We start from the raw sequence: 13,863 nt of genomic DNA on the forward strand, positions 1-13,863 counted from the left end.
TACACCTGTTTGACATACCGTTCGAAACCAGCCGCGGATATGCTCACATTTATATTTCCTTTCTAAACCTTCCTGCCTATCCCGTGATCGGGGCATTTGGAAAAGGCTTTCTGAAAATCCGTGAGCTCATGCCACTGGTCCAGGCTGAAAGTAAATTTGGAACCCGCGTGGTTGATGTCCATGCTTAAACCAGTTTAAAACGGATAACCAATCCCTATATTAAATACGACTGCTTCTGATGCAGAGGAAGTGAATGGTGCATCGTAAAACCCTTTAGCCAGGATGAACCTTCTGGATTCAGGCCGTGCCGGGTCGTAGAGTTTTATTCCTGCGTCCAGTCGTAGTACCAGAAAAGAAAAATCGAAGCGTAATCCTAATCCACCACCTACAGCAATTTCCTTAAAGAAGCGATCAAATTTGAACTGTGACCCTGGTCGGGTGTTATCCTCCCTTATGGTCCAGATATTGCCGAAATCAAAGAATATGGCGTAATCAATAAAACCGATCAGGTTCTTTCTCAATTCAACGCTTCCCTCCAATAATATTTCACCCTGTTGCTCAAAATCATAGCTCACCAAAACACCATTTTCCGTTGAATCCAGCGGGGTATAAGACCCGGGGCCTAAACGTCTGGGTCGCCAGGCGCGTATGCCGTTACTACCGCCGGCAAAGAAGTATTTTTCATAGGGTAGCACGCCATTATCGCTATATGGATTGACTATACCGGCATTGATCCTGTAAGCCAGTGTAGTGTTTTGGTTGATAGGCTTTACTTTCCTGTAATCTGCGTTAATCTTGATGTATTTGTAAAATTCCAGGGCTTCGCGTTCAAGAAAGCTGGTGTTGATGAAGTTGAGACTCGTGCCACCACTTTCCAGGAATAGCCGGAAAAAAGAAGAGTTGTTGAAATTAAGTCCGTAACTGTTGAAGTTCCAGGTGGCGCTGAAGATCATACTACTTACAAATGAAGGGCGGAATGAGTTAATAAGCCTGTTGCCATTACGCTCTAAAGTGTTCAATCTTGCCCGGAACAGACTATCGGTAATAGAAGAATTAATTACACTCACGTCTGCCACCGAAAAGCGATATTGTGTATTGTTCTTATTTTGCCAGGTGAACGTGCTGGAAAAATTAAAATTCTCACGCGTGTACTCCGGTCTTTGCGTATAGTTGAACCCGGCCAGTAGACGGGTTTTAGGATTGATCTTACCGAGCCTGTCTTTGGCTTTTGTACTGATAGGTAACAAGAATTGTGGGAAAGTAAGCGTGGCATTCGCACCAGCTTCAATGCTGGCATAAATATCATCTACCTCTGTGGCGGGAGCCACCCCTTCGATTCCCACCCGGCCATTCAGCTCAAGGATCTCAAGACCCTGAAATACATTCCTTTTTTTAAAAGATACATTGTAAAACGGTCCCGGAAAGCCCTGAGTGACGTTGATGCCCACCTCGTTAGACCACTGGTACCGGTTTAACGGACTCGTGAAGATATTGGCCACTAATTGGCCTCCTGTAGAGTCATAGTTGATATTAATAAATCGAAACATGTCCAGGTTAGCCAGCTGACGCTGTGTGCTGAAAGTATTGGATTTGCTGTAAATACTGTCCTGCTCTATAAAGACCCGCCTGCTGAGGATCTTCTTGTTGTAGACTTTTTTAAAGTATTTATAATCTACGCCATTTAGGAATTCATGTTCACGTAGTGAGTCTGGTAATGCTTTTAAGTGTGCATCGGTGGTGAAATTTACCGAATCAACCTGAAACACCTTGTGGTAACCTCTTTTGGAAGGTTGAGTAATACGTGTCCTAATGGCAATACCTTTTGGCTTAAGATATGAAGTGTCCACATCAAAAGCCACATACTGCCGGCTGAATTCAAAGTATCCGTTATCTTTTAGCAGCAGGTCTATTCGTTCGCGTTCTTTTGTCAGTTTATCCTGGCTATAATTATCCCCTTTTTTTAAATAGCTTTTATCCTCATTGAGCTCTAATAATCCATAAATGGACGAGTCAGCCGTCTGAAGCATTAAAGTGTCTATAACATAGGGCTCTCCGATATTCACTACGTAAGTAACAGATGCTGTTTTTTTTGTCTTTTTTACAATACTATCCGCGCTGGCCAGAAAATATCCTTTGGACGAGAGGTATAGCTCAAATCGTTCGATCGTTCTGGAGGTGTGATCTTCACTAAAGGTGGAAATAGGCTCTCCCCAGCGCATCCATACATTCCCTTCTTCAACGATTTTATCGATTTTTGAAAGCTGTTTATTCATTTTTCGCTGATAACGAACCGCTTTTTTTTCGTTGTTGGACACTTTTGAAATACGCTCATTCCATTTTGATCGGATGGCATCCTTTTTTGCAGCATAATCAATTTCGTTGTAACGCTTTTGCCCGTGATAATAAAACCAAACGTAAGGTGAGAAGGGGATCAATGGGAATTGACGGTTGGGTTGTTGTACATATAGCTCCGCCAGCTCGTCCTTTTTTACTTCCTTGGGGGCATTTATCCGTTGTTTAACAAGTAATTTCTGGTCTTCTTTCAGATATTTGGTGCCTAAGCATCCGGAAAGAGAAAATAGTAAAACAAAAAGGAGGGGTGCGCTACGAGTTATCCTCACTACAACGGTCCGTTATGATATCCAAAGCCACTACGAAGTTCATTAAATCACTGCAATTAAAAAAATACCGAAAACAAGAACGCCTTTTTGTTGTAGAGGGGAAGAAAAGTGTTTTAGAAGTGCTAAAATCCGATTTTAATATCAAAACTTTATTAGCTACAGGAGATTTTTTGTCCTCATACACAGATAGTTGCAATATTATTGATGTTCATGAAGTGTCTGAGAGTCTTCTTTCATCACTTGGAGGATTTAAGACCAACAACAGTGCGCTTGCTGTGGTGGAGATGAAAGAAAACCACTCATTTGAGGTCCAACATGGTTACTTCCTGGCTTTAGACAATGTAAATGATCCTGGTAATCTGGGCACCATCCTACGTGTGGCAGATTGGTACGGTATAGCCGGTATACTGGCATCGAAGGATACAGCAGAACTTTATAATCCAAAAGTAATTGCCGCGTCCAAAGGGTCTTTTTGTCGTATTCAATGCCATTATACTGATCTGGCAGATCAACTATCTAAAACGAAGCTACCGGTATATGGTGCCCTTATGCATGGTGAAAACGTTCATAATGTTCCTTTTAAGCCGTCTGGTATAGTAGTAGTAGGTAATGAGGCGAATGGTATTTCTGAAGCTATAACCGCTACTATATCTCACAAGATCACCGTACCCAGGTACGGTGGGGCTGAATCATTGAATGTAGCGATGGCCACTTCTATTATTTGCGATAATATAAGGCGAAGTACTTCTTAGTCCGTAGTATCCGTCAACTCGCGTAGGTCTACGGGTATCACCCGTGAAACACCCTGTTCTATCATAGTAATGCCATAAATGAGATCTGTACTGGCCATTGTACGCTTGTTGTGAGTTACAATAATAAACTGGCTGTCTTTACTGAATGTCTTTATGATGTTATTGAATTTGTCAATATTAGCATCGTCGAGTGGTGCATCTACCTCATCAAAAATACAGAAGGGAGCAGGTTTGATCAGGTAGATAGCAAAAAGTAATGAAGTGGCCGTAAGTGTTTTCTCGCCTCCCGAAAGCTGGTTGATGGTAAGAGGCCTTTTCCCTTTAGGCTTGGCTATAATATCAATACTGGACTCTAAAGGGTTTTCAGGGTCACTCAGGAGTAGGTCACAGTCATCTTCTTTAGTAAAAAGGCTTCTGAAAACCTCTACAAAGTTGGTCTTTATCTTTTCATACGCTTCCAGGAAAGTTTCTTTGGCTACACCATCAATTTCATCTATGGTTGATAATAGCGACTCTTTTGCCTTAATGAGATCATCTTTCTGGGTAGCGATGAAATCGTTACGTTCTTTGATCTCATTGTAAGCTTCCATGGCCATTGGGTTAATAGGACCCATTTTTTCCAATCGCTCTTTTATTTTAGTAACTTCTTGCCTGAGGGTTTCTTCGTCTTTCTTTTCGTCAGAAGTGCCAGTTTCTTCTTCCATCAGATCATCCAGCTCAATGCTGAATTCTACAGAAAGCCGTTCTTTGATGGAGCTCAATTCTAGCTTAGTGTCGTTTAGCTTGTTTTGAAGCTCCATGATCAACGTGTCAATACCTTCACGTGAACGTTGAACCTCGCGCTCTGATTTGTCTATTTCATCAATTAGTCCTCGTGCAGAATAGTAATCTTTTTCCGCTTCATTAACTCCTTTTTCAATCGCTTCTTTTTCTTCGTACATCGCGATCAACTCATCATCATTGATCTCATTTTTTTCCAGTAGCTGTTTGATTTCCGATTCATTGGATTGAAGCTCCTGCCGATTTTTTTCGATACGATCTTTACTGTGATTAAAAGCTTCCTGCTTGTACTCTATTTCCTGGGTGACACTTTTCACCCTGTTTTCCTGCTGATGGAAAAAGATATTCTGTTCATTAAAAGCAGAAGAGCGCTCAGAAAGCATACTGCTTTGCTCTGAAAGGTCGGATTCCAGACCGGCCAGTTTTTCCTCAAAAGTCAATAACTCCTTCTCGCCCTCTTCGGCCTTAGGTCTGCTTTCTGAGATATCAACGGTCAGTTCCTCTATCTTTTCCAGGATATCTTCTTTGCGAATATCTGCGTCAGACAGCATCTGGCTGAATTGCTCCTGTTTGGTTTTGATAGAGATATACTCTTCGTTAATATGGTTGATCTCTGCCTGTAGCTCCTCTATTTCAGCTTTATGTTTATTGGTCTTTAAACCTTCCAGCTCCTTTTGTTTTTCTGCAAGACTTTCAGTGATCCCATCCAATTTTCCGGAAAGCTGTTTGATTTCCTTATCAAGTTTTTCCAGGTTTTTGGCCCTGCCGATTTTCTTTCCTTCAAACAGTCCTACAGACCCTCCTGTTATGCTGAACCTCCGTTTAGTTACCTTACCGTTTTTGGTAATAAAGATGTTGTCATCTGCCGGGATGTTATGGTAGTCTCCCTCGAACAAGTATACCTTATCCAGGATATATCCCATGAGCTTACGATATTTGGCATCATATTCCATAATCTCCGTAGCGGGAAAAGCGTTATCATAAATGGTAGTGCCGGAAGGAGTGAAGTTTTCAAAAGTGTCCAGTATAAAGAAATTAGCTTTCCCCCTGGCAGCATCACTTAGTATGTTAATTGCTTCGTAAGCCTCCGCCTCTTTATCTACGATGTAATAGTTGAGGTACGGTTCAAGGTAATTTTCGATGGTAACACGATATTCATCATCACATGTAAGTATGTCGGAAAGGAGGGGAGCATTGGACTTCCAACCCGCTTTCTTTTTTAAGAACTTGATAGCTTCAGGGAAGCCTTCAAGGCTCTCCACCAGTGACTTTGTAAGGTTAAACTCGTTCTGACGTGCATCTAACTTACGATTGGTCTGTGTCAGCTCTTCACGGATCACTTCTATGGTTTTTTCCGTTGATTCAATACGCATATTCAAGGCATCTTCAGATGCTTTGAGCGTATCCAGTTGCTTGTTTTTTACTGTAAGCTCCTCGGATAAAGCGCTGACTTTTTTCTCAAACTGGATCAGGCTGGCATTACGCTCACTGGTATCAGAAGCTGTTCTTTCCAGTTCCTGTTTCAATGAAGAAAGTTGTAATTCTTTTAATTCCACAGATTTTTTAAGCTGGTAGACCTCTTCCTGTTTGTTTTTCTGGATTTTTCTTAAGGTGTCAGTTTCTTCTTTTAGCTGAGTAGTTTTGACCTTCTGACTTTCATAGTCTTCCTTCAGGGTCACCAGTTTGGCTTCTAGTTCGGCCAGTACCTTTTCAGCTGACCCTTGCTCTTGTGTCAGACTTTCTATGCTAAAAGCTGCACGTTCATTACTTTTTTTGTCCTGGTCTATCTGCTCTTTCAGGTTTTCTGATTTATCGTTAAGGAACCTGAGTCTTTCATTCTTTACTTTTTTCTCACTTTCATATTGCCTGATATTACCTACATGTTCGTTTAACGTTTTTTGACGACTGGCCAGGGTTTTTTCTTTGGAGATCTGATCTGTTTTGGCTTTTTCAAGCTCAGCTTCTTTTTCCTGTATCTGTTTGTTCAGACTTATTTTCTTATCATTCTCCGTTTCAATTTGACGAGTGAGATTCTGGTAGGTATCGGTATACTTACTGACCGTAACACGAGCCAGCTCTACGCTTAACGTTTTATATTCTTCTTTAAGTTTATAGTATTTCTCCGTCTGTTTGGCCTGGCGCTCGAGTGATTTCATGTTCTTTTCAATTTCGAAAAGCAGGTCGTCTACACGATCCAGGTCAGCATCCGTGTCCGAAAGTTTTTTGAGAGTTTCCTTTTTTCGCTTTTTGAATTTAGAGATCCCCGCAGCCTCCTCAAACAGCCCCCGCCTGCTATTGTCCTTGTCATTAAGCAGGTCGTCCACCATTTTTAATTCTATTATGGCATAGCTGTTCGAAGCAATTCCGGTATCCAGGAATAAGTTAGTAATGTCTTTGAGCCTGCAGGTGACCCCATTTAGCAGGTATTCACTTTCGCCCGATCGGTAATAGCGTCGTGTCAGGGTGACTTGAGAATATTCTGTGGGCAGCAGGTTTTTGGTATTGTTAAAAGTGAGAGATACTTCGGCCAGCTGAGTGGGCTTACGATTTTTAGTGCCGTTGAAGATAACGTTCTCCATCTTTTCTGAGCGTAACGTTTTGCTGCTCTGTTCACCCAGTACCCAACGTATGGAATCAACTATGTTGGATTTGCCACAACCGTTCGGGCCGACAATACCTGTAATGCCCTCGTCGAAATTGATAGTGACCTTATCGCCGAAACTTTTGAACCCCTTGATCTCAAGCTTAGAGAGCTGCATTTGGTTTACGTCAAGTGAAAAATTGAAAAGGGCTCAAATTTATTATATTTAATTCTATTTTTGTTAAGCATGGATGATATTCAATTACTCATTTACCTGGCTTTAGTCGGTTTTGGTATTTTTAGCCGCTTCTTCAAAGCAAAAAAAGGAAAACCGAAGCCATCTGTAACCTCTCAAACCCCTGAGAAAAAGGAGAAAACACTGTCTTTTGATGAGCTTTTAAAAGAATTTACGGGAGAAGCTGCTAAGAACGTCCAACCGGAAGAGACCATCGATAGCCCTGAACCTGTGAAACAGTTTGAACCGAAGCCTGCTTATGTAGATACAGATGAGGCACGTCAGCGTTACGAACAATCCATAAAAAGTGCGCAGGAGCTAGAATTGAGTGATAACTACGCCAATGAGGAAGATGAACGCCATACCGGTAATTTTCGACATTTCAGAGGTTATGCATCTCACGAACAGGAAGAGCCGGAGCACGAGCTGATAAAATTCCTGAGAGAGCCTGGCGGCGCACGTAAGGCGATTATCTTAAATGAGATCTTGAATAGGAAGTACTAAAGCCTTTGCTATAAATATGAAAGCCGTTGATGAATGTTTTGATGGTCATTGTCTACTAAAACTAGAGCTAGAACCATTTCTAATCTTATATTCAAGTTAAAGAATAACATTAAAACCAACTTTTACGGTAAGGTTTCTTCATTAATTCTTCTGTCAACAGATACAGAATACACAAGCCGTATATTCATGCATTAACCTAAATTGGATTGAGCCGATAAGGTAAAAGCTCACACATAGCTCTTAGACTATATAAGTGATTTGTATGATGTACTTACCATTCAAAAGCTGCTATACGGAGGTTGCCCCGTTGGCTATCCTTATTTTTTGGTTTTAAATAAACAATTGGAATTTCTTTTTTTTACAATCAAAATTCAAATTTGATATCCGGTTGTATTTTTTAATGGTTTGTTTTTCATTTACTTTAAATGATGGATTTTTTTAAGTTTAGGCTTCATATAAGTGTACAATAATTACACAAAAAATATTTCCCCTAAGTGAATCTAATCTGGGTATTTAAACCATAGAAGCCGGAATATTTGGAAGATCTTAAGACCTTATTTTTCACATAAATTCTCAACGAATGTTTAATCGAAAACTTATGAAGTACAATTTTTTTAATAGCATGGGTCTATTTTTGATAGCAATTCTTTTCATTACCTCTTGTTCCGATGATGACGATAGCCCTACACAAGCTACTGCATGTTCTGTACTATCCCTATCTTTTGATTCAATGGAGGACCTGGCAGGGGGAGGTACTGAAACGGTGAACTCTGATGTAACCTTTACTTATAACAGTGAGGGTAATATTACATCCATTAAGGAAGACTATGATGAAGAAATTTGCCAGACACCTGATGATTGTGTCAATGACCCGTTTAGAGGAGAGGTTCGTGTTATCTATGATGGCGATTTAATAAATGGCATACGCTTGTTTGAAGATGGTCAGGCTTCGGATGATACGGAAGTGGTTTTGACTTATGATGCTAATGATCGTATTAGCGTGTACGCTGTGACAGAGTTAAATGATGGTGTTGTAGTCGATATCGATGAATACAGGTTTATCTATGAAAATGATAAAGTCGTCAAAGTAGAGTTTTGGGAGGCTTTTTCAGCAGATGAGGCGCTTGTGCCAGATGGTTCAGAAGAGTTTACCTATACAGGAAACAATATCACAAAAGTGGTTACTCGGGAAGTCGGAGGTGAAATATCCTTTGAAATCAACACTTCTTATGATGACAAAACTAATCCTTTCTTTAATCAGATTGCCTTATTTGCTGCTAATATTGCCTTTGATGAAACATTCCAACTCGCGAATATTTTCAGTGAAAACAATCCTGTTTCCATTAGATCTGAGGATTTTTTGGATCAGGATATAGATAATGCTACCGTTACTTACCAGTACAATGAGTTTAATGTACCTACAAGCATTGACTATGACGAAACGGATGATGGATTTGATGCGTCATATACCGGTATCGCTACAATTAACTGCAACTAGCATTAATTAATCAGGTTTCCTGATATGGAATATAACGATGGAGAAAGCCGAGGTGAGATAATTCCTTGGCTTTTTCATCATAACACTTTCATACCCCATTAACAGCGATCTTTTGCTCTGGCCTTAAGTGTTTCCTGTTTATTTACATAAAGTTATAGCCTTGATTAGAAAAATGTGAATACGGATCTGTCCAACCGGTTTATAACAATGAAATTATTTACCTTGATAATCCGGTTGTGTGTCCCCGTAGTAGGAATAATATTTACCGCTCATATATTCCGTATCCCACCATCACGTAAGGTTGTTTATATTCGTGGCAGAATGTCAGACTAATTATGTGATAATCACGAATCGATGGAAGAACTCATTTCAATACATTACAGGAAATTTAGAACCGTTCTGTTCTTATTGTTCTTATTTCCCCTTTCATCATGGGCCCAGGATGTTGACCTGGCACCTGTAACAGGTACCTATGCTATCCACAATGTGATCATTAAAAAAGCACCGGGGGTCACAGTTGAATCCGGTACCGTTGTGATAAAAGATGGTGTGATAAGCGCTGTTGGAAAAAATATTATCATTCCTGCCGACGCCCACATAATACAGGCAGATTCCATGTACCTGTATGCCGGTTTTATTAGTGGACTTTCACATACCGGAATTCCAACACCGAAAGAAGACAAAAAAGAAAAAGTAAAAGATCCGGGTAATCCTCCTCCGGATAGAGCAGGTATACAACCTCAACGTAAAGTAAACACTATGCTGGATCCCCGGGATAAGTCTATCTCCAATTTGCGAAAAATTGGGTTCACCAGTGCTCATGTGGTACCTCATGGAGGTATGCTTCCGGGACAGGGAGCGCTGATATTGCTGACGGGCAACAGCCCTGACCAAATGATCTATAAAAATGAATTTTCACTTTTTTCACAATTAAAAGGCGCTCAGCGCATGTACCCCAGCACTGTAATAGGGGTTATGGCTAAATACCGTGACCTATATGGTAAGGCAGTACAAAGTAAGGGATATCAGCTCCGTTATAACAGCAATCCGCAAGGCATGATACGCCCCGAAAAGCTGGCTGTTGAAGAAGCCTTCTATTCTGTTATTGATAAAAAAATACCTGTGACATTTGTAGCCGAAAAGGTGCTTGACATACAGCGGGTACTCACACTTCAAAGTGAATTGGGCTTTTCACTTATGCTTGCAGAGATAAAACAAGGATGGGATTTAACGACTAAGTTAAAAAATGCGGATGCAAAGGTATTTTTATCTCTTGACCTTCCGGAAGTTAAAGAGGAAAAAGAGGACTCATCTGCACTGAATACTTCTAAGAAAAAAACAGCTGTAGACTTAGAAAAAGAGGCATTAGAAAAGCGAAAGAAAGAAGCTATTCAACAAAGTTATGGTCAGCCGGCCATTTTCAAAAACAATAGTATCAGCTTTGGTTTTTCCACAATGGAAGCTAAAACCTCAGCTATTCAAAGCACGTTGAGGAAATTTTTGGATTATGGTATGACAGAAGATGATTTGCTGGCCGCACTTACCACACACCCTGCCAGGTTACTGGGAGTTTCTAATGTAATGGGTACAATTGATCCTGGCAAAATAGCCAACCTGTTCATTTCTGATAGGTCTTATTTCCAGGAAGGGGCTCATGTGAAATATGTATTTGTAGACGGTACGCTTTACAGCTATGATCAAAAGAAGGAGAAAAAAACAGAAACGGAGGAGAAGGTAAAAGTGGGAGGTAACTGGAGTTATTCTTCAGAAACACCGGATGGTACTGTTACGGGGAAAATCAAGGTGAAAGAGAGTGAAGGTGGTTATGAAGGAACTATAAGTAATAGTTTCAGCGGTCAAACAAAAGACTTATCTGACATATCGGTAGAAGGTAACCAATGGATGTTTTCTTTTAAGCTCAATATTGAAGGCAATGAAGTGACGATAGAGTTTAATGTGGCTATTGAAGAAGATATGTTCGAAGGAACCATGTCAGCAGGTGAGTTTGGAAGCTTTGAAGTGGAGGGGCAAAAGGATCCTGAAGACAAATAAAAGTAATGAAAATGACTAAAAATATAGTAACTACTTTTCTTTTACTGCTGACAATACAGGTATATGGTCAGCAAAAAGGAAGTGTATTGATTAAAAACGGTACGCTACTTACCATAACCGATGGGGTTAAGGAAAAGACAGATATTCTGGTGAAAGAAGGTAAGATCTCCAAAATCGGTGTTGACCTTAAAGTACCCTCCGGTATCAAAGTGATCGATGCGACAGACATGCATGTTATGCCCGGTATTATTGATGCTCATTCACATATCGGGTTAGATGCTATTAACGAAGCTACAAGCCCGGTAACGGCGGAGGTATTTACCGGCGATGCTGTTAATCCACTGGATGTATCTATTTACAGAGCGTTGGCAGGAGGTGTTACTATCTCACATGCCATGCATGGGTCGGCCAACGCCATTGGGGGGCAAAGCGAAACGATCAAACATCGTTATGGCACGATTGACCCTGATGAGATGAAAATGTCGAATGCACCACGCACGATAAAATTTGCCTTGGGAGAGAACCCGACGCGTGTGCATGGTTCAGGTAATGGAATATTACCTCGCACACGGATGGGAGTTGAAGAGGTCTTCAGGAGCTCTTTTTCACAAGCTCGTCAATACATGAAAAAGTGGGATAAATATAATGCGGAAAAGAAACAAAAGGGTTTTAAGGGGATGTCTCCCAGATATGATCTCAGGCTGGAAACATTAGCAGACATACTGAAAGGAGAAATTATCATCCACTGCCATTCCTACCGGGCAGACGAGATCTATATGTTAATGAACGTTAGCCGGGATTTTGGCATTAAACGGCTGGTGTTCCAACATGTGAACGAAGGCTTTAAAGTAGCGCCTGAGCTAGCCGAATTTGGTGCAATGGCCTCCGTTTTTTCAGATTGGTGGGCGTATAAATTTGAAGTGTATTATTCTACAGCCTATAACGCAACTATTTTGGCTAGGAATGGGGTGGTAACTTCTATCAATTCCGATTCCGGTGAATTAATCCGGCACCTTTATCATGAAGCTGCTAAAACGCAAAAATATGGTGGATTATCAGATGTTGAAGCTCTTTCTATGATCACGCTGAATCCGGCAAAACAGCTCGGAATAGACGATCGGGTAGGATCTTTGGAAGTGGGTAAAGAGGCTGATATTGCCATTTTTAAGAATCACCCATTATCTATTTATGCGATTCCTATGATCACGTTGGTAGATGGTATTATCGAATTTGATCTGGAAAACGATGCCGATGACATGCGCATTTATGTAGATCCGGAAGAAAAGATAGAGGTAACATTGGCGGTTTCTGATCACGAAACAGACCGATGCATGCAGGATACTGATTTTTTATTCAAACAATAGGAAGAGGGACTATGAATCACATCGCAAAAATAGCTGTAGTCATACTTTTCACCTGTTCCATTGGTTCTGTGAATGCTCAGAATGCAAAAGGTAAAAAAGGTACGTTCGCATTGACCAATGCGACGCTTGAAACTATTACTAATGGCACGGTCAGTAAGGGTAGTTTGTTGATAAGTGAGGGCAAAATTAAAGCTATTGGCACGTCAGTTTCCGTTCCTGATGGTGCAGAGATCATTGACTGCTCCGGTTTGACTATCTATCCTGGTATGATCGATGGCGGCACCCGTCTTGGTCTTACCGAAGTAGGCTCAGATGCCCGGACACGTGACTTCAGTGAAATTGGTGATGTTATACCTCAGGTTCAGGCGCTTACTGCCATCAATCCAAATTCTGTGCTGATACCTGTAACCCGGGTAAGTGGGGTCACTACATCTCTGTCGGTTCCTTCGGGAGGATTGTTTTCCGGAACAGCGGCACTTGTTCATTTACATGGTTATACCCCAAACCAAATGTATGCAGGTTTTAAAGGTGTGGTACTTAACTTTCCTTCCACAGGCAGGAGAGGGCGTTTCGATCGCAGAACCGATGAGGAGATAAAAAAGGCATCTGATAAATCTCTGAAAAACCTGAAAGATACCTGGGCCAAGGTAGTAGAATATCATAAAATCGATTCAGCGATCAAAGCAGCTGCGAGTAAAGAACAGCTGGATTACTACCCTGAGATGGAGGTATTATTACCGGTATTACGAGGTGAAACCCCTTTGCTACTGGAGGTAAATACTGCCAAAGACATACAGGCCGCCCTGGATTGGGTAGAGAATAAAAATCTTAGGGTTGTTTTTACCGGTGTCTCAGAAGGGTGGCGAATGGCCAAAGAGCTTGCTGAAGCTAAGGTACCTGTAATCACCGGCCCTGTATTAAGTCGGCCTACACGCGATTATGATCGGTATGATCGTCCGTATGCTAACGCGGGAATTATGCATGAAGCAGGGGTAAAAGTGGCTATTCGTACTTCAGGAGCTGAAAATGTAAGAAACCTTCCTTATAATGCTGGGTTTGCAGCAACCTATGGTATGGGTAAAGAAGAAGCATTAAAAGCCATTACTATCGTACCTGCGGAAATATTTGGGTTGCAGAATGAAATAGGTTCTCTCGAGACAGGAAAAATAGCCAACATAGTAGTGACGGATGGAGACATTTTCGAAACAAAGACCCAGGTGAAGCACGTTTTTATTAACGGTTGGCAAATACCTATGGAAAGTCGCCATACAAAGCTCTACGATGAATTTCTTGAACGTAGCCCGGGGCTGAAGAAATAAGTATAATTGGATGGAAATTATGAAGGTCGGTTTTTACTGACCTTTTTTATTTAGTAGCTATAAGGCAAGTTCAGTATTTATGATTTCTTTCACTTTCTGAAGTTGTACTTTATTAAAAATGAATGCTGGTAAGCCCTCTATTTCCTTTAATTTGGCC

The 13,863-nt window shown here is 41.0% G+C and carries 8 protein-coding genes; 6 read left to right on the forward strand and 2 right to left on the reverse strand.

Annotation, left to right across the window (positions count from 1 at the left end; all coding sequences use genetic code 11):
- Positions 1-194: 194 nt before the first annotated feature.
- Positions 195-2,621: a BamA/TamA family outer membrane protein gene (locus tag FNH22_RS02935; protein WP_143396828.1), complete on the reverse strand. Its 2,427-nt coding sequence runs from the start codon at positions 2,619-2,621 to the stop codon at positions 195-197.
- Between FNH22_RS02935 and FNH22_RS02940 the strand changes: the two genes are divergently transcribed.
- Positions 2,600-3,373 (forward strand): TrmH family RNA methyltransferase, encoded by a 774-nt coding sequence (locus FNH22_RS02940; RefSeq protein WP_370513162.1) that lies wholly within the window; start codon positions 2,600-2,602, stop codon positions 3,371-3,373. The two genes, FNH22_RS02935 and FNH22_RS02940, sit on opposite strands and share 22 nt — an antisense overlap.
- Here FNH22_RS02940 and smc read toward each other — a convergent pair.
- Positions 3,370-6,912 carry a chromosome segregation protein SMC gene (gene smc, locus FNH22_RS02945; protein WP_143396829.1) on the reverse strand — a complete coding sequence of 1,181 codons (3,543 nt, stop codon included), beginning with the start codon at positions 6,910-6,912 and terminating at the stop codon, positions 3,370-3,372. The two genes, FNH22_RS02940 and smc, sit on opposite strands and share 4 nt — an antisense overlap.
- 69 nt (positions 6,913-6,981) lie before the next feature.
- Between smc and FNH22_RS02950 the strand changes: the two genes are divergently transcribed.
- The 5 genes from FNH22_RS02950 to FNH22_RS02970 all read left to right on the forward strand — a co-directional run bounded on the left by FNH22_RS02950 (position 6,982) and on the right by FNH22_RS02970 (position 13,706).
- Complete coding sequence (locus tag FNH22_RS02950; RefSeq protein ID WP_143396830.1) at positions 6,982-7,473, forward strand: hypothetical protein; 492 nt, start codon at positions 6,982-6,984, stop codon at positions 7,471-7,473.
- A 598-nt stretch (positions 7,474-8,071) separates the two neighbouring features.
- Positions 8,072-8,971, forward strand: coding sequence for a hypothetical protein (locus FNH22_RS02955; RefSeq protein ID WP_143396831.1), 900 nt, complete (start codon positions 8,072-8,074; stop codon positions 8,969-8,971).
- A 354-nt stretch (positions 8,972-9,325) separates the two neighbouring features.
- The gene (locus FNH22_RS02960) at positions 9,326-11,023 is read left to right on the forward strand and encodes an amidohydrolase family protein (RefSeq protein WP_143396832.1); all 1,698 of its coding nucleotides are present in this window, start codon (positions 9,326-9,328) and stop codon (positions 11,021-11,023) included.
- 5 nt (positions 11,024-11,028) lie between these two features.
- Positions 11,029-12,387 carry an amidohydrolase gene (locus FNH22_RS02965; protein ID WP_143396833.1) on the forward strand — a complete coding sequence of 453 codons (1,359 nt, stop codon included), beginning with the start codon at positions 11,029-11,031 and terminating at the stop codon, positions 12,385-12,387.
- Positions 12,388-12,398: 11 nt separating this feature from the next.
- On the forward strand, positions 12,399-13,706 hold the full coding sequence (locus tag FNH22_RS02970) for an amidohydrolase family protein (RefSeq protein ID WP_143396834.1): 1,308 nt from the start codon (positions 12,399-12,401) through the stop codon (positions 13,704-13,706).
- Positions 13,707-13,863: the final 157 nt, after the last annotated feature.

The sequence above is a fragment of the Fulvivirga sp. M361 genome, assembly GCF_007097395.1.
Classification (GTDB): Bacteria; Bacteroidota; Bacteroidia; order Cytophagales; family Cyclobacteriaceae; genus Fulvivirga.